The sequence below is a fragment of the Novosphingobium sp. GW835-FHT14H07 genome (assembly GCF_058793515.1).
This window is the reverse complement of record NZ_JBXAFX010000016.1, coordinates 57,453-80,396: the sequence shown is the minus strand read 5'-3', so window position 1 is coordinate 80,396 and position 22,944 is coordinate 57,453. Positions and strand designations below refer to the sequence as shown.

Annotated in this window: 21 protein-coding genes; 9 read left to right on the top strand and 12 right to left on the bottom strand. The window is 63.4% G+C overall.

Annotation, left to right across the window (positions count from 1 at the left end; genetic code table 11):
- Positions 1 to 85: 85 nt before the first annotated feature.
- From AC1Q5P_RS14860 to AC1Q5P_RS14830, 7 genes are all read right to left on the bottom strand, one after another.
- Positions 86 to 907 carry an ABC transporter permease gene (locus AC1Q5P_RS14860; RefSeq protein WP_039336042.1) on the bottom strand — a complete coding sequence of 274 codons (822 nt, stop codon included), beginning with the start codon at positions 905 to 907 and terminating at the stop codon, positions 86 to 88.
- A gap of 2 nt (positions 908 to 909) precedes the next feature.
- Complete coding sequence (locus AC1Q5P_RS14855) at positions 910 to 1,890, bottom strand: ABC transporter permease (protein ID WP_052242552.1); 981 nt, start codon at positions 1,888 to 1,890, stop codon at positions 910 to 912.
- Entirely contained in the window at positions 1,887 to 3,404 is a 1,518-nt protein-coding gene (locus AC1Q5P_RS14850; RefSeq protein WP_492519334.1) for an ABC transporter substrate-binding protein, read from the bottom strand. Before AC1Q5P_RS14850 ends, AC1Q5P_RS14855 begins: the two co-directional genes overlap by 4 nt.
- Positions 3,404 to 4,078: a haloacid dehalogenase type II gene (locus AC1Q5P_RS14845; protein ID WP_039335937.1), complete on the bottom strand. Its 675-nt coding sequence runs from the start codon at positions 4,076 to 4,078 to the stop codon at positions 3,404 to 3,406. Before AC1Q5P_RS14845 ends, AC1Q5P_RS14850 begins: the two co-directional genes overlap by 1 nt.
- A 168-nt stretch (positions 4,079 to 4,246) precedes the next feature.
- Entirely contained in the window at positions 4,247 to 5,176 is a 930-nt protein-coding gene (locus AC1Q5P_RS14840; RefSeq protein WP_492478318.1) for a 2-hydroxyacid dehydrogenase, read from the bottom strand.
- A complete protein-coding gene (locus tag AC1Q5P_RS14835) occupies positions 5,173 to 6,180 on the bottom strand; it encodes a PepSY-associated TM helix domain-containing protein (RefSeq protein ID WP_492519333.1) in 1,008 nt (335 codons plus the stop codon). The genes AC1Q5P_RS14840 and AC1Q5P_RS14835 overlap by 4 nt, the downstream gene beginning before the upstream one ends.
- A 56-nt stretch (positions 6,181 to 6,236) precedes the next feature.
- Positions 6,237 to 8,414 (bottom strand): TonB-dependent siderophore receptor, encoded by a 2,178-nt coding sequence (locus tag AC1Q5P_RS14830; RefSeq protein WP_193828783.1) that lies wholly within the window; start codon positions 8,412 to 8,414, stop codon positions 6,237 to 6,239.
- Between the two features lie 444 nt (positions 8,415 to 8,858).
- On the opposite strand from AC1Q5P_RS14830, the gene AC1Q5P_RS14825 reads away from it, so the two are divergent.
- From AC1Q5P_RS14825 to AC1Q5P_RS14800, 6 genes are all read left to right on the top strand, one after another.
- Positions 8,859 to 9,197 (top strand): hypothetical protein, encoded by a 339-nt coding sequence (locus AC1Q5P_RS14825; protein ID WP_492519332.1) that lies wholly within the window; start codon positions 8,859 to 8,861, stop codon positions 9,195 to 9,197.
- A 63-nt stretch (positions 9,198 to 9,260) separates the two neighbouring features.
- A complete protein-coding gene (locus AC1Q5P_RS14820; RefSeq protein WP_492519331.1) occupies positions 9,261 to 10,370 on the top strand; it encodes an efflux RND transporter periplasmic adaptor subunit in 1,110 nt (369 codons plus the stop codon).
- Entirely contained in the window at positions 10,370 to 13,477 is a 3,108-nt protein-coding gene (locus AC1Q5P_RS14815; RefSeq protein WP_492519330.1) for an efflux RND transporter permease subunit, read from the top strand. The genes AC1Q5P_RS14820 and AC1Q5P_RS14815 overlap by 1 nt, the downstream gene beginning before the upstream one ends.
- The gene (locus AC1Q5P_RS14810; RefSeq protein WP_492519329.1) at positions 13,474 to 14,736 is read left to right on the top strand and encodes a TolC family protein; all 1,263 of its coding nucleotides are present in this window, start codon (positions 13,474 to 13,476) and stop codon (positions 14,734 to 14,736) included. The genes AC1Q5P_RS14815 and AC1Q5P_RS14810 overlap by 4 nt, the downstream gene beginning before the upstream one ends.
- A gap of 185 nt (positions 14,737 to 14,921) precedes the next feature.
- Complete coding sequence (locus AC1Q5P_RS14805; protein WP_052242549.1) at positions 14,922 to 15,425, top strand: Lrp/AsnC family transcriptional regulator; 504 nt, start codon at positions 14,922 to 14,924, stop codon at positions 15,423 to 15,425.
- A complete protein-coding gene (locus tag AC1Q5P_RS14800; protein WP_039335926.1) occupies positions 15,425 to 15,913 on the top strand; it encodes an Lrp/AsnC family transcriptional regulator in 489 nt (162 codons plus the stop codon). The genes AC1Q5P_RS14805 and AC1Q5P_RS14800 overlap by 1 nt, the downstream gene beginning before the upstream one ends.
- Positions 15,914 to 16,011: 98 nt before the next feature.
- On the opposite strand, the gene AC1Q5P_RS14795 is transcribed toward AC1Q5P_RS14800, so the two are convergent.
- Positions 16,012 to 17,637 carry an AMP-binding protein gene (locus AC1Q5P_RS14795; protein WP_492519328.1) on the bottom strand — a complete coding sequence of 542 codons (1,626 nt, stop codon included), beginning with the start codon at positions 17,635 to 17,637 and terminating at the stop codon, positions 16,012 to 16,014.
- 146 nt (positions 17,638 to 17,783) lie between these two features.
- Between AC1Q5P_RS14795 and AC1Q5P_RS14790 the strand changes: the two genes are divergently transcribed.
- Genes AC1Q5P_RS14790 through AC1Q5P_RS14780 form a run of 3 tightly spaced genes read left to right on the top strand, consistent with a single transcriptional unit; the run spans position 17,784 to position 20,112 of the window.
- Positions 17,784 to 18,962 carry an aromatic ring-hydroxylating oxygenase subunit alpha gene (locus tag AC1Q5P_RS14790; RefSeq protein ID WP_039335925.1) on the top strand — a complete coding sequence of 393 codons (1,179 nt, stop codon included), beginning with the start codon at positions 17,784 to 17,786 and terminating at the stop codon, positions 18,960 to 18,962.
- A 14-nt stretch (positions 18,963 to 18,976) separates the two neighbouring features.
- On the top strand, positions 18,977 to 19,768 hold the full coding sequence (locus AC1Q5P_RS14785) for a sugar phosphate isomerase/epimerase family protein (RefSeq protein WP_492519327.1): 792 nt from the start codon (positions 18,977 to 18,979) through the stop codon (positions 19,766 to 19,768).
- Positions 19,765 to 20,112, top strand: coding sequence for an EthD domain-containing protein (locus AC1Q5P_RS14780; protein ID WP_492519326.1), 348 nt, complete (start codon positions 19,765 to 19,767; stop codon positions 20,110 to 20,112). Before AC1Q5P_RS14785 ends, AC1Q5P_RS14780 begins: the two co-directional genes overlap by 4 nt.
- On the opposite strand, the gene AC1Q5P_RS14775 is transcribed toward AC1Q5P_RS14780, so the two are convergent.
- The 4 genes from AC1Q5P_RS14775 to AC1Q5P_RS14760 all read right to left on the bottom strand — a co-directional run bounded on the left by AC1Q5P_RS14775 (position 20,113) and on the right by AC1Q5P_RS14760 (position 22,944).
- Complete coding sequence (locus tag AC1Q5P_RS14775; RefSeq protein WP_492519325.1) at positions 20,113 to 21,030, bottom strand: NAD(P)/FAD-dependent oxidoreductase; 918 nt, start codon at positions 21,028 to 21,030, stop codon at positions 20,113 to 20,115.
- Between the two features lie 45 nt (positions 21,031 to 21,075).
- The gene (locus tag AC1Q5P_RS14770) at positions 21,076 to 21,510 is read right to left on the bottom strand and encodes a nuclear transport factor 2 family protein (RefSeq protein WP_039336031.1); all 435 of its coding nucleotides are present in this window, start codon (positions 21,508 to 21,510) and stop codon (positions 21,076 to 21,078) included.
- An 11-nt stretch (positions 21,511 to 21,521) separates the two neighbouring features.
- Positions 21,522 to 22,208, bottom strand: a complete 687-nt coding sequence (locus AC1Q5P_RS14765; protein ID WP_039335916.1) for an SDR family oxidoreductase — start codon at positions 22,206 to 22,208, stop codon at positions 21,522 to 21,524.
- Between the two features lie 61 nt (positions 22,209 to 22,269).
- A complete protein-coding gene (locus AC1Q5P_RS14760; RefSeq protein WP_039336028.1) occupies positions 22,270 to 22,944 on the bottom strand; it encodes a TetR/AcrR family transcriptional regulator in 675 nt (224 codons plus the stop codon).

The window sequence follows — 22,944 nt, the reverse complement described above, 5'->3', positions numbered from 1 at the left end:
CACTGATCGACGCGCCGCGACAATCACATTCTCATCCTGATTGACGCGCAATCCTCATCCAGTTTGTCGCGCTACAGCTGCATCGTCATTCGGCCTTCCCCTGCGTGGCGGCATCGATCAGCAGGTTTACCCCAACCGTCAGACTGGCAATCGCTACGGCCGGCGCAATGATCGCCAGCGCTCCTTCGGCAAGGCCAGAAGTGTTCTCGCGCACCAAAGACCCCAGATCTGCATCAGGCGGCTGCAGCCCGAGGCCCAGGAAGCTGAGGCCAGACAGCAGCAGCACGATGAACACGAAGCGCAGGCCGATATCGGCAAACAGCGGCTTGATCATGTTCGGCAACACTTCCACCAGCGCCAGGTGCAGCCGCCCTTCGCCCCGCGCCCGCGCCACTTCCACGTAATCGAGTTTCGCCAGCCCCACCGCCAGCGAACGCGCGATACGGAAGTTGCCAGGCACGTAGGTTATGGCGATGATTGTCGTCAGCAGCACCAGCGAGGATCCGAACGCCGCCACCAGCACCAGCGCAAAGATCTTGCTGGGGATCGAGATCAGCGTGTCCATGGCGCGCGAAAGCAGTTCGTCCAGCCAGCGTGGCCCCACCGCTGCGGTCAAGGCCAAGCCGGTGCCGATACTGGCAGCAATCGCAACCGCGATCGCAGAAAGCCCGACAGTAAAGCGCGCGCCGGAAAGCAGGCGGCTCAGGACGTCGCGCCCCAGGAAATCGCTGCCCAGCCAGTAGGCACTGCTCGACCCGGCAAAGACTTCCTGATTTACGAAGGAGCCCGGGGGATAGGGCGCAATCCATGGCCCGATCACAGCAACCACGATCCAGAACAGCACCAATGCAAGTCCGATCTTGCCCGATAGCGGCAGGCGCCCTGCACGGCGAATGAGATTGGCCATGGTCATCCCTGTCGCAAACGTGGATTGGCGAGGATGGCAACCGTGTCGGCGATCAGCACCAGCAGCAGGTATGCTGCGCAGAAGATCATGGCGCAGGCCTGCAGCAGCGGCATGTCGCGCGATGTCACCGCATTGACCATCAGGCTGGCCAGCCCCGGATAGCTGAAGATCGTCTCCACGATGATCGCCCCGCCGAAAAGGTAGGAAAGGCTCAGCGCCATCGCATTGGCAATCGGCCCCACTGCATTGGGCAGGACATGGCGCACGATCAGGCGCGCTTGCGAAACGCCCTTCAAGCGCGCCATTTCCACATAGGGTCGGTCCAGTTCGGCAATGATTGCCGCCCGGATCATTCGCCCCAGCTGAGCAATCACACCCACGCCCAGAACCATCACCGGCATGGCATAGGCACGCAGGAACTCGCCCAGTGTCGGGTCCTGCGGCACAATGGTGATCGACGGGAGCCACAGCAGCTTTACCGAAAACACCAGCACGGCAATCGTCGCCACCAGGAACTCCGGCAGGGCCACCATTGCCAGCGTCATGATGTTGAGCGCGCGATCCGTAGACCTTCCCCGCGTAACGGCGGACCAGATGCCGATCAGAAAGGCGAACGGCACCGAAAACACGGTCGTCAAGCCCGCCAAAGTCAACGTGTTGGGCAGCCTTTCGGAGATGATCTCGGCAACTGGCTTGTTGGCAACGATGCTATTGCCCGGATCGCCCACGGCGATGGCCCGCAGCCATTCGAAGTAGCGGACCACGGCCGGCCGATCGAGGCCCATCTCATGCCGCAAAGCCGCAATCTGTTCGGGCGTTGCGCCTTGCCCCAGCAATTCCTGCGCCGCATCGCCCGGCAGCAGGCCGCTGATCGTGAAGACCACCGCCGAAACCAGCAGCAGGGTGATGAATGCAAGGCCGATGCGCTTGGCCACCAAGCGGGCCGGACCACGCCAGGGAGAACCAGAAGCTGCGCCGCTCATGCTTCAAGCCACACGTGTTCGCCGAAAGAATAGCCCATCAGGCCACCCAGCGGGATTGGTTGAAGCCCGCGAATGCGTCGGTCATAGCCGTCGAGCAGGCTTATGAACACCGGAATGCCCAGCCCCCCGGTGCGATGGATCATCCATTGCATCTCGCCATAGATCGCCTTGCGCAGTGCCGGGTCGCGCGATTGCCGCGCCTCGATCAACAGCTTGTCGAACTTCGCATTCTTCCACCCCGCCTCGTTCTCCGTCGCCTTGGACTGGAAGAACAGGCTGAACTGGAGGTCGGTCGTTGGCCGCTGGTTGATGTTCCCGAAGGTCAAAGGGTGTTTCATCCAGTGGGTTGACCAATACCCGTCACTTGGCACGCGATTGATCGCCAGATTGAGCCCGATCTGCGCGGCGTGCTCCTGAAGGATCGACCCCATGTCCACGGATTGCGTTGCCGCCGGCGAGACATAGACCGGCAGACGAGTGCCCAAGAGGCCAGACCGCTTGAGCAGGAACTTCGCCTTGTGCGGGTCGAACGCGCGCTGCGGAATGTCGGCGTTGAAATAGGGATCCAGCGGCGAGATTGGCTGGTCGTTGGCAATCGTCGCAAAACCCCGGAACAGCGCCCGCTTGATCAGGTCCCGGTCCATCAGGTGCTTCATCGCCAGCACGAAATCGGGATGGCCGGTCACTGGATTGTCCTGCCGCATGACCAGATCGGTATAGAGCCCTGACTTGGTCTCCATCACCAGATGCGATGACGATGCCCGCACCCGCTTCACCGATCCCGGACTGACAGAGATGCACATCTGCACGTCGCCCGAAAGCAGAGCGTTTACCCGTGAAAGCTCGTCCGGAATCGCGATCAGCTCGATCTCGTCGAGATAGGGCTGCCCCGGCTTCCAGTAGTTGGGATTGCGCTGCACGATCGTGCGGATGCCCGGAACGAAAGCCTTGAGCGCGAACGGCCCGGTACCATTTGCCTTGTTGAATTCCCGCCGGCCGTTCTCCACGATCACGAACTGAGGCTGCGCCAGAATGATGGGAAGGTCGGGATTTGGGCCGATCAGGCGCAATTCCACTTCGTGCGCATTCACCCGGCGCGCACTGGCGAACTGCTCCGCCACTGCCTTGACCTTCGATCCCACCGCCGGATCACGGTGACGCAGCAGCGAATGGACAACATCGCCAGCATCGAGCGACTTGCCGTTGTGGAACTGCACGCCGCGGCGCAGGCGGATGGTCCACGTCACATTGTCGGTGGATTCGATCGATTCCGCCAGACCCGGCTTCACCGCCAGCCCGCGATCGTATTGCGTCAGTCCGCTATAGAGCAGGAACATGCGCATGTAGTCGCTGGAATTGCCCGCACGCGCCGGGTCCAGGGTATCGGAAGTCGATGCGACGATTCCGGCGACGCGAATCCGGCCGCCCCTGCGGGGTTTCCCGATCAGCCTGTCGGCAGGGGCCAGCGCGACCCCCGCAGCAAGGCTTCCCAGCAAGAGACGGCGCGAAAGCATCAGAGGCCGACGACCGCGGGAAGCGCGCCGATGTGCGGAATTTCCACATCGCGATAGTTGGCGTTCGAAGGCTCATGTCCGCGGCCGATAAACACCCGGCAGCCAAAGCCGAGGTCGGTCGCGGTATTCTGGTCATAGCGGAAGCTCGACGAGACATGCATGCCCACTTCCGGTCCCATGCCGAGCTGGTCGAACATGTACTCGAATGCCTGCATGCGCGGCTTGTAGGCCTGCGCGCTCTCGGCGGTGTAGACCTTGTAGAATGTCGCGCCGAGCTTTTCGACGTTCGACATGATCTGGCTGTTCATCGCGTTGGAAAGGATCACCAGCGGGATCTTGTCGCAGATCTTCGAAAGGCCACCAGGCACGTCATCGTGCGGCCCCCAGGTCGGCACCGCTTCATAAATCGCGGTCGCCTCGGCCAGGCGGAACTCCACACCCCACTTCTTCGAACAGCGCTCCAGCGAATTGGCTAGGACTTCGCTATAGGGCTTCCAAGGACCCAGCACCTCATCGAGCCGATAGGCTGCCCAGTCATTGCAGAATTCCGGCAGAGCCTCGGCGGCAATGCGGTCAGCATAGAGTGCCGTCGCCATCTCCGTCATGCGGAAGCGGGTCAGCGTGCCGTAGCAATCGAAGCTGATGAACTTGGGCGTGAAAACAGCTGTGGTCATGATCGAAACTCGTTTCCTGTTTCTGGCCCCGTTGACTCTTGAATTCTCGAGGGCCTTGTGACCGGGAAAGATGACCACCGATCAGGCAGAACTTGCACCCGTTCGTTCAAGCCGGGCAAGGCGCACTGCACTGTTCTGATGGGATTCCGCAGCACGTCATGCCGCACTTCAATAGCCCCGCTTGCGGTCGACTTCGCCCAGCAGCGCATCACCCGCCAGCAACCGCTCAAGATTGTCGGCCAGGACGTTACCCGCCGTCTCGTGGCGCGTCTCCGCTGCCACGTGCGGCGTCAGGAAAATGGCGGGATGGCTATAGAATGCATGGCCCTCGGGCAGTGGCTCCGGGCAGGTCACGTCAAGCATGGCTGCGCGCAACTGCCCTTGGTCCAGGGCTTCGATCAGGTCTTCGGCAACCAGATGACCGCCCCGCCCGGCATTGATGACGGCACTACCGACCGGCATCTTGGCAAAGGTCTCACGGCACAGAATTCCGCGAGTCTCGTCCGTCAGTGGTAGCAGGCAAACGAGAATGTCCGCCTGCATCAGAAATGCATCCAGTTGCTCCGTGCCGGCAAAGCACTCCACGCCCGCGATCTCCCGCCGGGTCCTGCTCCAGCCCGACAACGGAAAGCCCAGCGGCTTGAGCACGTCCAACGCCGCTCGCCCCAGTTCACCCAGGCCCATCACGCCGATCCGGCTTTCCGACGCCAGCCGCGTGTGCCGATAGGTCCAGCGCCCGGCCCGCTGTTCCGAAATGAAGAACGGCAGGTCGCGATGCAGGGCAAGGCAAGCCATCGCCACGTATTCTGCCATGCCGGTAATGATGCCCTGCTCCACCATTCGCACCACCCGCACCTGTGGTGGCAGCGCGCCGATAGGCAACTGGTCGATACCAGCACCCACGCTGAACAGGATCTCGAGGTTGGGAAACTGCGCAATGAAGTCCGGGGGTGCATTCCAAGTGGCAATATACCGGACGACCTGCGGATCGACGCTGTCCTTGCCCCAGTGCAGAAAGGGCATTTGCGGAACGCGCGAGGCAACGATCTCGCGCCACACCCGACCGCGTTGTTCCAGACCGTGATAGAGCAGTGTCACTTGCGCATCTTCCTTTGCCGCCACCACATCATGGGGCCGGTGATCGAAAGAGCCATGATTGCCAGTGCTTCCAGAAGAAGCATGAGCATTCCGAAAATTCCCCCGCTGTCGCCAGTATGCAAAGGCAGGACCTTCATCCACAGGGCCGGACTTTGCGCGGCGGGAACGACGTGCAGCAGCCTTGCGTCCGAAAGCCTGACCGAGACGGCATGAACTGCCAATGGTCCCTCTTCCGGCGCGCGGAAGTTCACATCGACCCGGTCAGCGGCCGGAAAGCGCACGTCCCGTATTGCCGCGGCAGGATAGGCTCGCGTTGCCGATCCCATCGCCCCATCGAGTTGCATCGGACTTGCCACAAAGGCCGTGGTTGCCATCGGCGCGGCAGGTGCCAAATCGGGAGCGGCAAGCAGCACGCCAGTCACCGCGCTGAACAGCACCAGCAGCGATGCCAGCACGCCCCCGCTGCGATGCCATTGCCGCAACCGCACGCGCGCGGGCATCTTCGGATTGATCTTCAGCGATGTCTTCCAGCGCCCGGCCGCAGGCCACCAGAACCCTAGCCCGGTTCCCGACAGCATCAGCAGTACGATGCCATTGAGCGCAACGAAGGCAAGGCCGGCCGTGCCCGACATCAGCCGGTAGTGCCACTGAAGGGCAGCCTCCAGCGGAAAAGCCCAGATTCCACCTTCGCGCAGGATCACGCCCGATGCCGGCTCGATTGCGGCATAGTGCGTGCTACCGTCGGCTCTGGCCAAATGCGCCATTGCCGGCCCGCCAGGATATGCAGGCAGATATAGCCGCGTAAGCCTCATGCCGGTACGGGCCGCTGCCGCTGCAAGCGCCGGAACCCCGAGCACCGGACCATCGGAGCCTTGCGGTTCCAGAACGTAGGCAAGCGGCTCCCGCAGCAGCAGGATTGTGCCCGTCAGCGCCTGCAGGAAAATCAGCGGCGCGAACAGCAGGGCCATACGGCGATGCCATGTCAGAAAGCCGCTACGCGCCATGGGAGCTTTGCCGAAAAGTCGGGTTGCCGGAGCGGGTGCTCCGGCAACCCGGTTCATCAGAACGTGAAGGTGGCGCGCACGTTGAACGCCCGCGGCGCACCCGGCGCAATCCAGAACCGCGAGTAGGACGCCGTATAGAACTCCTTGTCGAACAGGTTGGTCACATCTGCCGTGAGCTTGATGTTGTCGGCCGGTTCATAGCTCGCCATTGCGCGTGCGATGATGTAGCCGGGCAGTTCAAACGTCGTGCCGGTCTCGCCCAGACGCTTGCCGACATAGTTTACGCCCGCCCCCAGCGTGAAGCGCTGCTCACCCAGTGTGAAACCCTTGTTCACGATCAGGTTCGCCGCATGCTTGGGAATGTTGATCAGCCGGTCGCCCGGATTGATGGCCAGTCCGAAGTCCTTGTCTCCCGCCGCCGTGGTCCATTCGGCATCGAGGAAGGCATATGTGGCGATGATCGAGATATCGCCCGGTAGATTGGCGTTGAAGTCCACTTCGACACCGCGCGAGCGGGCCGCACCGCCGGCAATGGAGAAACCGGCATTTGCAGGGTTCGTATCGGCGGTCAGGATGTTGTTCTTCTTCATCGTGAACGCGGCGATCGAGCCGCTCAGCGCACCGCCGGGTTCACCCAGTCGCAAGCCCACTTCATAGGACTTGCTCATTTCCGCCGGGAACGGTCGGCTGGCTGCGTCGACCCCGCTGTTCGGACGGAAGCCTTCGCCATAGCCCGCGAAGATCGAGAGATCGTCGTTGATCTCGTAAAGCGCACCGGCCGTCGGGCTGAACTGCTTGATGTGGACGTTGGTTGTCCGGTTGTTGTTCCGGTTCAGCACGGTCTGGCGATAATTGTCGTAACGACCGCCAACGCGCACCTTTAGCCTTTCACCAAGGTCGATCTGGTCCTGGAAATAGACGCCCCAGGCCTTCTGCGTCTCATAGGTATTGGTCAGCGGCGTCGCGCCGAGAGCCAGCGTCTGGCCATAGACCGGGTTGAAGATATCAACCGCGTAGTTTGCGGCGGTAACCGGTGTACCCGCGGTATAGTTTGCAGGGCGACCGCGCAGCTGAAGCAGGTCGATCCGGAAGCGATCCCAGTCCGCGCCCAGCAATACGTGGTGTGTGATCCCGCCGGTGTAGAACTTGCCCGAGATTTCGCCGCGCACGACAAGATTGTCGGTGCTGTAATCGCGCGAACGGCGCTGGCGGGCGAGGAAATTGCCGGGCTTGCCCAGCGTCTGGCGGCGGTTGGTGCCGAGCGGATCGAGTTCTGCCTCGCTCGAGAAGCCCTTGAACTCCGTCTCGCGGTAACCGAAGCCGGCGAGGAAGTACCAGTCGCCCCCCAGCTTCTGCTGGAACTGCACCTGATGCCCCAGCACATCGACCCGCATGTCACCATCGCCCGGCTCACCGAAGAAGGTCGAGCGGTCAACCACGCCAAGCTTGTTGTTCACCGCGATCGTGCCGCGATCGAACGGCACCCGGTTGTGCATGAACTCCAGCTCGTAGGAGATACTGGTGTCCTTGCTCGGCGCGAACAGGATCGAAGGATTGGCTGTGTAGAGCGTCTGGTGAATGGTATCGCGGAAGCTGTCGCCGTCCTGCGCCGCGCCATTCAGGCGGATCGCCACGGTATCGCTGAGCGAAAGATTGTAGTCCGCCTCGACACGGTAGGTGTTCCAGCTACCACCCTGAACGGCAAAGGTGCCGAACGTGTCGCCGACCTTGGCCTTCTTGGTGGTGATGCTGATCGTGCCACCGGGTTCACCGCGGCCGAAGACGGCGCCGTTGGGACCCTTCAGGATTTCGATCTTCTCGATGTTCGATGCATCGCGCGGGCCGCCATAACCGCGGCCGCCATTGAAGCCGTTGACGAGCACGCCGCCTGCGAAGTTCTCGTCACCCGCAAAGCCGCGAATGGCAAAGCCGTCGAACAGACCGCCGAAGTTGTTCTGGCGCGAAACGCCGCTCGACAGGTCGAGCGCGGCATCGAAGCGGGTGATGTTGAGGTTCTGCAGCGTCTTGGCGTCGATCACCTGCACGCTCTGCGGAATGGAGGCGAGCGGTACGTCGCCGCGGTACTGCTGCCGCTGGCCGATGACGACCATTTCCTCGGCAGGTGCCGCCTCTTCCTCTGCGGGGGCTGCGCTTTGCGCCCAGGCAGTGATCGGCATCGCTCCCATGGCAACGCCGGCAATCAGCGCGCCCTTTACTGCGGACATTTTCTTCATCGCAACTTCACCCCTCGTCTGTGATGCGTGTCTCCGATCCCGCCCCGACCATGTAACATTGTTACATTGCCTTCAAGCGAAACCGTCGGTTTGAACCGTCCTGCGTCTTTGTTCTTATTCCTCGAGCTTATGGGTCCGCAGACGAATCTTCCGTCGAAAGGGTGCGCGGCGACGAACGATTATTGTGAAAAAGGGATGACACCGGAGTCTTTGTGCCGTCGTGCCCGTTTCCAGTCGACGCAAGGCCCGCGCAGCGCGCCCTTTCGTCGTGCGGGGCATTCTCCGCTGCGCCGGCGCCCCCAATCGGTGATTTCTGCTGAAAGCGCTTTGCTTTCCGCTCAATCCGTTCGCCAACGGCCAATATAAGGTCTCCAGTGCATACGGGAGGAGCCGCTTGTGACCCGCGAATTGCCCAATCATTCGGTCGTTGCTATGGGCTGCGCAATGCGGGAACTGCTGATCAGACTTGCGATCGTTTTCTCGGTCCTTCTGGCCGGAATGCACTTCCCTGCCCATGCCGCGCAGAATGCTATCGATGGCGAAGTCGAGGCATATACCTGCATTGAGCATGGTGAAGACGACACTGCTGTCAAGCATTCCGCCCAGCCCGATGATCAGGCAGGGGAAGCCGCCCACCATCATCACAGCCCGATGGTCATCGGCATGGACCTGAAAGCCGGGGCAAACGACCTTGCTCCAACGCCATCATTGCACTTCCCGGCCAGGGCAACAGCGCTGACTTCGCGCAAGACAGTCCCTCCGCTTGAGCCGCCATTGACCTGATCCCTTGTGCAGGGCGGTTCGTTCGCGAGCCGCCACGAACTTGCGTTCAGGAAAGGCATTGCAATGAATACCCGCAATTTGGTTGTGGGCGGCACCTTGGCCGTCCTCGTGGCTGCTGCAGGCGGTTACGCGCTGGTCAAAAACGGCACCGCACCGGCGCCTCAAGCCGAGCAGGCTTCCGCGCCCGTAGCGCCGATGGAACTGACCGACGCCCAGTTCGCCCGGCTCGGCATCAAGACGGCTGCCGCGCGCCTGAGCGGAGAAGTGCCCCTGGGTGCAGTTCCTGGCGTCATCACGCTTCCCCCCGAAAGCCGGGTGGCCGTGACAGCCGCCCTGCCCGGCGCGATCCGGCAGGTCTTCGTGATCGAGGGACAGGAAGTGCGCCGCGGACAGCCGCTGGCAACAATGGTCAGCCGCGACGCGATGGAACTGGGCGGGTCGCGCAGCCGCGCATCGTCGCGCCTATCGCTGGCAAGGGCGAACCTCGCCCGCACCGAAGCGCTCTTCAAGGAAGGCGTGATTGCCGGCGCGCGCGTGCAGGAAGCGCGGGCCGAACTTGCTCAGGCGCAGTCGGAAGCGGGTGAGGCCTCGCGTATCCTGGCAGCCTCCGGCGCCAGCGGCAGCGGCATGGTAACCTTGCGCGCGCCGATTTCAGGCCGCGTGTCCAAGGTCGGCGTGCAGACCGGTGGGCCGGTCGACGGCATGACCGCGCCTTTCGTGATCGACGCGGCAAATGCGTACCAGCTCGATCTGCAGTTGCCAGAGAGGCTGGCCGCGAATGTCCGCCCCGGCATGACCGTAGCCCTGCCCGGCATCGCCACAGGCCGCATTCTGTCGGTCGGCTCCAGCATCGATCCCGCAACGCGAAGCGTGGTTGCCAAGGCAACCATTGGCGGCGCGCAAGGGCTGATCGCCGGCAAGTCGGTAATGGTCACCATCGGTGCGGGCAGCAGCGGCGAAGTGGTGAGCGTCCCTTCCGCTGCATTGACCCGCATTGCCGAAAAGGACGTGGTCTTCGTCCGCTCCGGCAATCGCTTCGCGCTGCGCGAGGTTCGCCTTGGCGGCAGCGGCAATGGCGAGACTGCGATCCTGGCGGGCCTGAAGCCCGGCGAGGTGGTGGCAACCAGCGCAATCCCCGAACTCAAGATGCTGCTGGGCGGCGGGGGTGAGTGATGCTGAGACGCCTTGTTGAATGGTCGCTGGGGGCACGGCTTGCCGTGCTTGGCCTCGCGCTGGCGCTGGCGATTTTCGGAGGCTGGTCGTTCCAGAACCTGCCGATTGACGCATTCCCCGATATCTCGACCACGCAGGTCAAGATCATCATGAAGGCTCCGGGGATGACGCCGGAGGAGGTCGAAAGCCGCGTCATCACCCCTATCGAGATGGAGATGCTGGGCATCCCCAACCAGGAGATCCTGCGCTCGGCCGCCAAGTACGGCATTGCCGACATCACCATCGACTTCTCCGACAGTACCGACATCTACTGGGCGCGCACCCAGGTCGCGGAACGTCTCAACAACGTCATGGCCGATCTGCCCTCGTCAGTGGAAGGCGGCCTCGCGCCGATCTCGACGCCGCTGTCCGACGTCTACATGTTCACCATCGAAGGTCCGCAATCGCTGGCGGAAAAGCGCCGCGTGCTCGATTGGGTCATCCGCCCTGCCCTGCGCACGGTGCCCGGCGTGGCTGACGTGAACTCGCTCGGTGGTCATGCCGAGACGTTCGAGGTTCGGCCCGATCCCGGCGCCCTCGCGGCGGCTGGCCTGACCTATCACGATCTCCAGACCGCGATCGAAAGCGGCAACCGCAATGATGGCGCCGGCAGGCTGGCCAATGGCGAAAGCACGCTTATCGTGCGCTCGGTGGGCGCCATCCAGACCGCCGATGACCTTCGCGCCATCGTCATCCGCAGCCAGGCCGGCACTGTCCTGCGCCTTGGCGACGTGGCGACGGTAACCACCGGAAGCCTGACCCGCTATGGCGCCGTGACCAAGAACGGCACGGGCGAGGCGGTCCAAGGGCTCGTCATCGCCCTGCGCGGCGCCGATGCCAGCAAGGTCGTCGAAAACGTCAAGACGCGCATGACCGAAATCGAAAGCGGTCTGCCCCAGGGCATGACGATCGACGTGTTCTACGATCGGTCCGAACTGGTCGGCCACGCTGTCTCGACCGTGGAGAAGGCCCTGATCGAGGCGAGCGTGCTTGTCGTCCTGCTGCTGTTCCTGTTTCTCGGCAACGTCCGCGCCTCGCTGATCGTGGCGGCAGCCCTGCCCATGGCAACGCTGATCACCTTCATCCTGATGCGCTGGCTGGGCATGTCGGCCAACCTGATGAGCCTTGGCGGCCTTGCCATTGCCATCGGCATGCTGGTCGATGGCGCGGTGGTCGTGGTCGAAAACGTGGTCGATCGCTTTGCCCATCCGCACCACGGCTCGACCAGCAAGCTCCATCAGGTTCTTGTCGCCACCAGCGAAGTGGCAACCCCGGTTGCCTCGGGCATGGCGATCATTGCGCTGGTGTTCCTGCCGCTGCTCACGCTGCAAGGATTGGAGGGCAAGCTGTTCGGCCCGGTGGCGATGACGATCGTGCTGGCACTGGCCGGCGCCCTGGTCCTGTCGCTCACGCTGATCCCGGTCCTGTCCTACTTCGGCCTGAAGCAGGATGGAGGCCACGACGACCCATGGCTGATGCGCCAGTTGAATCCCCGCTATCATTCGGCCCTGCAATGGGCGTTCGAAAACCGGACGCGCGTCTACGGCATGGCCGGCGGGTCGCTGCTGGCAGCGGCGGTTGCCTATGGCTTCATCGGCAAGACCTTCATGCCGACGATGGACGAAGGCGCGGTGCTGATGCAGCTGGAAAAGCAGCCAAGCATCGGGCTGGACCACACCATCGCGGGAGACCTCAAGGCCCAGAAGCTGATCATGTCGAAGGTGCCCGAGGTGCAGGACATCATCGCCCGTGTCGGTGCCGATGAACTCGGCCTGGACCCGATGTCGCTCAACGATACCGATACCTTCATGCGCCTGAAGCCGCGCGAGGAATGGCGCGAGCAAGACAAGGAATGGCTGATCGAGCAGATTCGCCTCGCCATGGAGGAAATGCCCGGCGTCGAAGCATCGTTCACCCAGCCCATCGAGATGCGCGTTTCGGAAATGCTCACCGGCGTGCGGGGCGATCTGGCGCTCAAGATCTTCGGGCCCGACCTTGAAACCCTTGGTCAGATTGCCGCCAAGGCACAGGATCGGCTGCGCAGGATCGATGGCGTTACCGAGGTCAAGACCCTGGCGGACGACAAGGTCGATTACCTCCAGATCGATATTGACCGCCTGGCTGCGGGCCGTGCCGGAATGCCGGTAGCCGAACTGCAGGACGTGCTGCGCGCCCAGCTCGAAGGGACCGACGCGGGCGTGGTTGCGCAAAGCCATCGGCGCGTGCCGATCGTGATAAAGGGCGATCCGGCCAATGCCGGGAGCCTCGATGTCTTCGCAAACCAGTTGATCCGCAGTCCCGACGGCACGCTGCTGCGCGTAGGCGATGTGGCCCGCGTCCATCAGGTCGAAGGCCCGGTCAAGCTCGACCACGAGAACGGATCGCGCTTTGCGGTGGTGCAGGCTTTCGTTTCGGGGCGGGATCTCGTCGGTTTCGTCGACGAGGCCAAGGCCGACATTGCCGCCAATATCCAGCTGCCGCCCGGATATCGCCTGGAATGGGGCGGTCAGTTCGAGAACCAGCAGCGCGCCTCGGCCCGGCTCGGTGTAGTCCTGCCGATTGCCTTGCTGCTGATCTTCGGCGTGCTGTTCTGGACCTTGCGCTCGATCAGGGCCTCGCTGCTGATCATCGCCATGATTCCCTTCGCAGTCGTGGGCGGGATCGTGACGCTGGCGGTGTCGGGCGAGTATCTCTCGGTGCCCGCCTCGGTCGGGTTCATCGCCCTGCTCGGCATCGCCGTGCTCAACGGGCTCGTCATGGTCACGTACTTCCGCCAGTTGCGCGATCAGGGGCTGACCCTGGAGCGAGCCGTTCGCCAGGGTGCAGAGCGTCGTCTCCGCCCGGTGCTGATGACCGCCGCGATCACCGCGTTCGGCCTCGTGCCGCTGCTGTTTGCCAGTGGTCCGGGCTCGGAGATCCAGCGGCCGTTGGCGATCGTCGTGATTGGCGGTCTCTTCACCTCGACGCTGCTCACCCTGTTCCTCCTGCCGATGCTCTATGAGCGGTTCGGCGAAAAATCCGCCGAGCGCGCTGCGCTCGATGGCGGGATGGAAGGCGCTTCAGCATGAAGTACAATCTTGTTCTTGCATGGCCGCTGCTGATGGCGGCCCCGCTCCTTGCCCAGACCAGCGACCAGTCGCTCCCCGGCCTCTCCGATGCCGCCGTCGTGGAGGCGATCGAGGCCCACCCCCGGTCTCGCGCGGCCGATGCCAGGGTTGAAGCTGCACGGCAGGAGGCGAACGCGCTAGGTGCCACCCAGAACGAGTTCACGGTGTCCGGCGATGTCAGCCGGCGCACCATCCAGGACGAAGGGCGCTACGCTGAATACACCGTCTCGCTGGAACGTCCGATCCGCCTGCCGGGCAAGTCCGCGCTTGACCGCAAGGCCGGCGCTCTCGGTGTCCGCGTTGCCGAACTGCGCGCCGAAGACGCCCGCCACCAGCTGGCGCTGCAACTGAACGAGCTGTGGTGGGATTGGGTCGCGGCAGCTGCCGAGGCCAGCACGCTGGCCCAGACGCAACAGACGCTGGAGCGCGCCTATCGGGCAGTGGACAGCCAGGTGCGCGTGCAGGATGCTGCGCAAGTGGATGCCGACCGTGCCATGGCCGAGGCCGCCATGAACCGCGCCGGGCTGGATGCGGCGCTTTCCGGGGCAGGAATTGCGCGCGAAAGGCTGGTCGCCCAGTTCCCGCAACTGGCCTTGCCTGCCGAAGCGCCACCGTTGTCCAAGCCGGGGCTGCCACCTGAGGAACTTGCCCGCCTGCGCGAAGCCGTCATGACCTGCAATCATGAACTCCCCGCGGCATTGGCCGAATCCGAGCGGCTCGCCGCCCTGGCTGAGCGCAGCCGTCGCAACCGCATCGCCGATCCGACTATCGGCGCGCAGTTCTTCAGCGAACGGGGCGGACTGGAACGTGGCGCCGGAATCGTGTTTTCGATGCCGATCGGCGGCCGCTACCGCGCAGCGCTCTCCGATCAGGCCGCAGCCGAGGCGCAAGTTGCTGTTGCCGAAGCCGCCAGCGCCCGTTTCGACGTGATCGAGATGGCCACGACAGACTACTCGGCAGCGCTCGGGACAGTGCAGGCATGGAAGGCGACAGCGGCGGCCGCAGCCAGCAGCAGGCGTGCGGCCGACCGGCTGGAGGCCGGCAATCGCCTCGGTCACGTCGATCTCGCCGATCTGCTTCTCGCCGAGCGTCAGGCAAAGGATGCAGCTCTGGCCGAAACCCAGGCACGGGCCGCAGCGCTGCGGGCCGAGACGAAATTGCGCATCGATGCCCATCATCTCTGGCTCGATTGCAGCCACGAACAGGGCGAACAGGAATGATCCAGTAGTTGTCGGATTTTCGTTTCACCGTTTTGACTTGCGTGTGTCGAAAGCGGGACGGCAGGCTGACAACTTACGGAAAAGTGCGTTAACTGCGCGCTTGACCAGCAGTTTGAGGTTGACGGTCGTGGTGTTGCTGCGCAAACCGCAAGGTCTGCCGTCACGGCACCATGGCACGGGGACCGATGAGCCAGATTTTCAGTTTCGACGCGACCGACCAGGCGATCATCCGCGAATTGCGGGCGAACGGGCGGGCCAACAACCAGCAGATCGCCGAAGTCCTGGGGCTTACGGCGACGACGGTGTCAACCCGCATCCGCCGCATGGAAGATGCCAACCAATTGCGCGTTGTCGCTGTGTCGGACTTCACCGCCCACGGTTTCAACGTCCTGCTGCGCATCTCGGTCGAGGTTGACGGCCGCCCGGCGTCAGAGGTCGCGCAGGAACTGGGCGCCCTGCCCGAAGTGGTCGCTGCGCACATGGTGACCGGTCGCTACGACATCGACATGCTCGTCGCCCTGCACGATTTCGACGACCTTTCGGAATTCCTGCTCGACAAGCTTTCCACCGTGCGCGGCATCCGCACGCTGACGCCACACATCGTGGTCGACATCATCAAGTACCAGTTCGACGTCGCTCCGATCGAGGGCCGCCCCGGCGAGAGCCGCGGCAATGGAGGGAACGCCTGATGGCCGCGGTTCAGCTTGACGCACTTGACCGCCAGCTGGTCGACATGCTGGCGCTCGACGCACGCATCTCCAACCGCAAGATCGCGGCAGAACTCGGCGTTACCGAAGGCACCGTGCGCGGGCGCATCAAGCGGCTGCAGCAGGACGGCCTGATCGCCTTTACCGCGATCACCGGGTTCGAAATGGGCAAGCTCGCCCGTCTCGCTTTCATCAACGTCCAAGCCGATGTCGACCGTGTCCGCGAAGTGGCACAGATCATCGCCGAGGTGCCGGGCGTCAACGCCGTGCTGATCACCATGGGCCAGTTCAACATCACTGCGATGAGCCTGATCGACGAATTGGACGAACTGGTCGAACTGGCCTCCGACAAGATCTTGTCCATCGACGGCGTCCACCACGTGGAAACCTCGATTGCGGTCAAGACGGTCAAGTACAACGCCCGCATGGCCAAGATCACCAAGCCGGAAGTGGTCCCCGACGACGATTGAGAGCCGCAGCGTTCACGACATCAAGAACCGGTTTGGCGATTGTTTCCCCGGGGAAACACGCTGAAGTGGTTCTTCGATGTGGGTGAGAAGCTGGTCGATCAGCCCTCCAATAAGGCTGCTCGCACCATCGCCCGCAGCATGTCCTTGCGTACCTTGCCGCTGGCCGTACGCGGGAAATCGCTGACGAATTCGAACCGCTCGGGGATCTTCTGACGGGCAAGGCCCGATGCGGAAACGTGTGCCACCAGGTCCCCGCTGCCGGCCTCGCCTGCAAGGATGACATAGGCGCAAACGCCTTCGCCAAGGCGCTCGTGCGGCATGGCAACGATCGCCGCTTCCTTCACCGCAGGGTGCGTGTGCAGCACGTCCTCGATTTCCTTGGCCGAGATGTTCTCGCCACCGCGAATGATGAGGTCCTTCTTGCGACCCGTGATCGTGACTGCGCCAGAATCGTCCAGCACGCCAAGGTCGCCGGTGCGGAAGAAGCCGTCCGGCGTGATCGCCTCGGCGGTCTGTGCTGCGTCGGCGTATCCCATCATCATGCCAGGGCCACGTGCAAGGATCTCGCCTTCTACTCCGCGCGGCAAGGCGTGGTCCTCGTGGTCGACAATGCGGACTTCGTAGTCCACCACTTCACCGTCGGTAGTGGCGGCAAGACTTTCGTCGCGGGGCCAACCGAATGTCACCAGCGGCACTTCGGATGCACCGAACACGCGGAATGCCCTGCAGTTCTCGAAGGCAGCGTTGGCCGCCGGGATGAGGTCTGCCGGCACGGCCGCGCCACCGCATGCGAAAAAGCGAAAGCTCGGTAGCCCCGTGCCGGCAGCCCGCGCAGCCGCCGCCAGTTCCACCAGAAACGGTGTTGCCGCCACTGTGCCGACAAGATCGTGCTGCTCTATCAGGGCGAGCGCCTCGTCGGCGTTCCAGGCTTCCATCAGGACGGAGCGAATTCCGCAGATGAATGGCGCTTCGAGGCCGTTGGCGTAACCGGATACATGCGTGACCGGCGAGGGCATCAGCGTCGCCTCACCTTCCGCCAGGCCCCAATGCCGCCCGCTGGCAGCGACGATATGGGCCAGCGTGCAGTGGCTATGCAACACGCCCTTGGGGCGCCCGGTGGTGCCCGATGTATAGAGCACCATCTTCACGCCCAGCGGGTCAACCTCAGGGGCATCGAAGGGCACGCCGCGCCCGGCGGCCACCAGCGCCGCAAAATCGTCAGGCCCGTCACCGCGTACTGTGAAGACATGCGCAAGATCGGGGAGAGATTCCTGGCAGCGTCGCGCCATCGCCGCATAGTCGACCTTGCGCCACACCTCCGGCACGAAGATCGCGCGGGCACGGCAATCGCCGAGCATCATCGTCACTTCGGCGTCACGGTAGATCGGCACGATCGGATTGACGACAAGGCCTGAAAGCGCCGCCGCCAGATTGATCACGGCTGCTTCGCGCCAGTTGGGCACCTGAAACGCAACCACGTCTCCGCTGCGCAGCCCGCGATCCTGCATCGAGGCAGACAGTGCCTCGGCCTCGGCCAGCACCTGTGCGAAGGTGTACTGCCCTTCCCCATCGATGAAGCACACGAAGTCCGGCGTCGCCGCGGCCCGCTCACGGGCAAGGTCTGCCAGCGTCTTGCGCTGCCATGCCTGCCCTTGCGCAAATTCGCGCTGATGCGGTGCAGGAATCGGCAACCAGTCCCAGGGTTTTGCAGTGTTCTCGTTCATGCCCTGCTTGTTCCAAGCGCCCGAGCGCTTCAGCAATTGGCGAAAAGGTGAGTAACCTAGCCCCTGTCACAGCTTTCGCACCGCACCGGTGCACGGCATGGTCGCAAGCAACATTGGCTACAAGGCCACGGAGAGGCAATACCCAGATGGACCGTATCGAGCGCATCGGACAAGTCGCTGAAATCATGCGCGACTATGTCGAGAACAAGAAGACCTTCCTGACCGACAGCACCAAGCGCGTGCCGGTGCGCAGCTACACTGATCCGGACCAGTGGAAGGCGGAAATGGAGCTGGTGTTCAAGCGCGTGCCGCTGATGCTTGCCTTCACCGCCGAAATGCCCAACCCCGGCGATTACAAGGCGATGGATGCCGTCGGCATGCCGGTGCTGATCAATCGCGACAAGACCGGCAAGGTCCGCGCCTTCCTGAATGTCTGCTCGCATCGCGGCGCTCCGGTGGCGAACGAAGGCCACGGCAATTGCCCGCGCTTCACTTGCAAGTACCACGGCTGGACCTTCGGCCAGGACGGCAAGCTGATCGGCATTTCCGAAGCATCGAAGTTCGGCGAGGTCCGCAAGTCGGAACTGGGCCTGCGCGAGCTGCCGTGTCAGGAAAAGGCGGGCATGATCTTTGTCGTGCTCACCCCCAACGCACCGATCGATGTTGATGCGTTCTATCGTGGTTTCCTCGAGGATTTCGAAGCGCTCGAGTTCGACAAGTGGACCTACATGGGCAGCCGCGTGATCGAGGGCGCCAACTGGAAGATCGCCTATGACGGCTATCTTGAAGGGTATCACTTTGCCTCGCTCCACCCCGAAACGATCTTCCCGCGCACGCCATCGAACTGCATGCACTACGAAGGCTTCGGCCCGCACCAGCGCATCGGCTTCCCGCACCACAAGATCGCTGATGCCCTGAAGGACATCCCGCGCGAGGAGTGGGGCACGCAGGAGAACAACGGTTTCGATTTCGTCCGTATCATGTTCCCCAACGTCTCGGCCTTCATCGCGCCAGAGATCACCCAGGTCGCCCAGCTCTTCCCCGGACCGACGCCGGGCGAGAACCGCACCGTGCTCAACTACCTGCGCCGCGAACCGATCCGCGACGAGGAGGACCGCGCAAACGTCGAAGCGGCGATGAACTTCTTCCGCGACGTCACCTATACGGAAGACTACCTCATCGGCCTCGAAATCCAGAAGGGCCTCGAAACCGGCGCGCATGACGAGCTGGTGTTCGGTCGCAACGAGCGCGGCAACCAGTACTTCCACGAATGGCTGGACTGGTATCTGCAGGACGATCCGGACCTCCCCGAACCGCAGATGTGAGGGGGCGCGGGCCCATGAACCCGATCTCCCTGGCGTCCGGTGTCGTGCCCGAATTCGGCCCTGTGGACACCATCGAAGCGGCCCGGGCCGGCGGTTTCGACATGGTCGGGCTCTGGGTGGACCCAGGAGAGTGGACACCGGCACACACCCGCGATGCCCGCGCCGCGCTCGCGGCTACCGGCCTTCCGCTGCTCGATGTGGAGGTGATCTGGCTCAAGCCAGATTCAGCGATGGACGATCACCGCAAGGTGATCGACGTCGGCGCGGAACTGGGCGCGCGCAACGTCCTGTGCGTCTCGTCCGACCCGGACCATGGCCGTACCGCCGCGCGCCTGTTCGATCTGTGCCGCCATGCCGAGGGCTCCGACATTCGCGTTGCATTGGAGTTCGGGATCTTTACCGAAGTCAAGAATTTGCAGGACGCGCTCGGAATTCTCGACCGGATCGACCATCCCCTCAAGGCACTTTTGATCGACCCGATCCACGTCGATCGCTCGGGCTCCTCGATCCCTGAAATCGCCAAGGTTGATCCCGTCCTGCTGCCCTATGCGCAGTTCTGCGATGCGCCTGCCGAGCGCCCCGATCCCTCGGACTTCGGCGCCGTCATCCGCGATGCGATCGACCTGCGCGAACAGTGCGGCGAAGGCGCCTTGCCACTTGCTGCGCTCTATCACGCGCTGCCACCTGGCATTCCGCTTGCCGTCGAACTGCGCTCCGAAGCCTTGCGAGATGCCTTCCCGCACCCTGTCCTGCGTGCGGCAGCCGTGGCCGAAGCTACCCGGAGCTGGCTGGAGGCCCACGCGTGACGGTCACTGTGCTCACCCTGCTCAAGCGCCGCGAAGGCATGAGCAAGGCCGACTTCATCGCCTATTACGAAAGCCGCCACCGCCTGATCGGCGAAAAGGTGCTGCAGGGGTGGGCCACGCGCTACCAGCGCAACCATCTTCACCCGCTCGACGGCTCGGACCAACCCCATGATTTCGACGTCGTGCTGGAAATCGACTTCCCGGACCAGCAGACTTGCGACGCCTGCTTCGCCGCAATGGCCGATCCCGCGATCATCGGCGAAATCGTCGCGGACGAGGAACGTCTGTTCGACCGCAGCCGCATGCGGACCTATCGCGTCGAGGTTCGCGCGTCCTCGCTCTGATCAACGCAGGATCGGTTTCAACCGGGCAAGGTCGTTGCGGATGGTGGTGGCGGCAACGCCCGCCTGCCCCATCGCATGGCTGATCTGGTCCAAGCCACGCGTCACGTCCCCGGCCGCATAGAGGCCCTCAACGCTGGTGCGCTGGTGCGCATCGATTTCGATGCATCCTTCCGCGTTTGCCTTTGCCCCAAGATCAAGGGCGAGGTCTGAGCGGATCAGCGAACCCAGCGCCGGATAGACGGTGTCAAACGCCAGTTCTCCATCGGGCGTTGGCACGACGATCGTTTCGCCGGTGATGCGCAAGGGGTGGCATGGTCCATTGACCAGCTTCACCCCGGCGCCTTCAAGCGCTCTACGGTGGCTCTCTTCGATGCCATGCTCACCTTCGGGCGCGATCAGCGTTACGTTCCGCGAAAAGCCCCGCAGGAACAGCGCTTCGTTGTGGCCATGTTCGCCCGTGCCGATCACGCCGATGCGCTTGTCGCTCGCCTCGTATCCGTCGCATATGGGGCAGTAGCGCAAAAGCCCGCGCTGCAGTGCCTCGGCATGAACCTCCGGTGCCATTGGCGGCTGATTGTTCACGACGCCTGTCGCCAGCAGGACCGTGCGCGCCTTCAGATCCCGGTTGCCCGCCGTCGCCACGAACAGCGCATCGGCGCGCGCCAGCCTGTCGACCAGCGCGGTTTCGACCGCGACGCCGAATTCGGCCGCCTGATCCCGCATCAGCCGGAGCAACGCCTTGCCTTCAATCCCGCCGGGGTATCCAGCGTGGTTGTGCGTGCGAGGGATCAGCGCGGCACGGCTGTGGCCGGCATCGACCAACGCCACGCGCAAGTGGAACCGGGCGAGGTAGATCGCGGCAGTAAGGCCCGCAGGCCCTGCACCGACAATCAGGCAATCAAGTGCTGGAGTGTCCATCCCCGCCCAAACCCGTCAGGGCCGGGCGGTTCCGAAAAAGCGCAGTCAATCGGCAAAGACCGTGCGATAAGATCGGCGCGTAAACTTCCAGAGCCCGTCGATCCGCTTCAACTCGTCATCGTAGCGCCCGGTTGCGCGGACGCGCTTGCCAGAGGCCGGGTCGTCGAAAATCTCGATGGTGTAGGCCACTGCCCGCGCCGCATCGCCATCAACCTCGATGGAACCGGGCTGCATGAAGTAGACCATCGGCTTCGAGCAGTTGTCGAGACCATAGTGCTTCATCGATTCCGTCCATCCGGCGACGATGGCGGCCTTGCCCGAAAAACCGCCGAGGTCGGGATATTCGGGCAGTTCCCAATAGGCATCCTCCGCCCAGATGGAGCCCCACAATTCGGGGTCGAGCGTCATTACCCCGTGGGCATGGGTGTCCATCAATTCACGGATCGCCATGCGATCCTCAAGCGGTCCTGAAAAAGGCATCATCCTGCTCCTTACCAGGGGTGGGTCTCACCGTTCCACTTGAGGAAGTCGCCCGAACGCTCGAGCGTCCATTCGCGGGTGATCTTGCGGATGCCCTCGGCACTCTCGACCGGGGTGATGTCTGCGCCTTCCCCGCCCATGTCCGTCTGCACCCAGCCCGGATGAATGATGCCGACGATCACGCCACGATCCTTGAGGTCGATGGCGACTGATCGCATCAGGCGGTTGAGCCCTGCCTTGGCCGCGACATAGGAATAGTAGCCGCCATAGGGCCAGGTCGATGCGGCCAGCTGGCTGGAGAAGTTGATGACTTTCGCGCCCTCGCCCATACGGGGGAGAAACGCCTGCAACACGCGCAGCGGGCCCTGCACCATGATGCGGAAGACCTCGTCCCATTCGGCCCAGTCGGAGCTTTCCAGTTCAGCAGGCCCCGAACCGCTGACGCCGGCAACGTTGTAGAGCACGTCGATCGCCTCGCCTGCCGTTTCGGCAGCGCCTGCCTTGACCGAGGCATCGTCGGCCACGTCGAAACGGTGGACGGTCAGGCGTCCGTCCGATCCTGCGACGAGATCGGCGAGCGCGCCTGCGCTTTCAGGGTTGCGCACAAGCGCGATCACCCGGTCGCCCGCCGCAACATGCTGGCGAGTCAGTTCCAGGCCGATTCCGCGCCCGGCACCTGTTATTGCCACGGTCGTCATGCTTTCGTCTCCCACTACAGTCTTGTTGCGGCCGAATCCGGCAGTCTTGCCGGATTTCGAATCAGTTCAGCGGGTCATACAGGCTGCGGATGCTGGCGATGGTCAGCTTCAGCACCTTCTCGATCCGCTCAGGCCCCATGACCGGTCGCTGCAACAGCAGGCCGGAATGGACGGCGATGGCGAAATCGCTGCCCAGCTTCATCGCTTCCCACTGGTCCTGCCACTGCGGGAACGATTCGATCATCTCGGCGATCCATACCTCGTCGTAACGCTGCGCCGCAGGAGCGAACGCGGCATTGAGCTCGGCATCCGTGCGGGCGGCAACGGCCAGTTCGAGATAGGCTGCATATTCGCGCGTCTGCACGCTGCGCCAATGTGCTTCGGTAGCGAGATCGATCAGCAGCGCATCGCGGCTTTGGGCCATGGCGGCTATATAATCATCCAAGAACAGGCGCATGCGCTGGTAAAAGATGTGTTCGACCACCGCCGCGACGAGATCCATGCGCGTGGCGAAGTGATGATGCATCGCCCCGCGCGAAACCTGCGCGCGCTCCGCCACCTGGGCGGTCGTCAGGCCCTGGTAGCCACCTTCGACCAGGCAATCGACGGCCGCCTCGAGCATCTTCAGTCGCGTCTGCGCCGACTTGCGTTGCTGCCAGCGCACCGGCTCGCCCTCGCCCAGCGAGGTCGGCCGCATCGCGGCAAGCATGCGCTTCTGCATCGTGGAGCCAGCCAT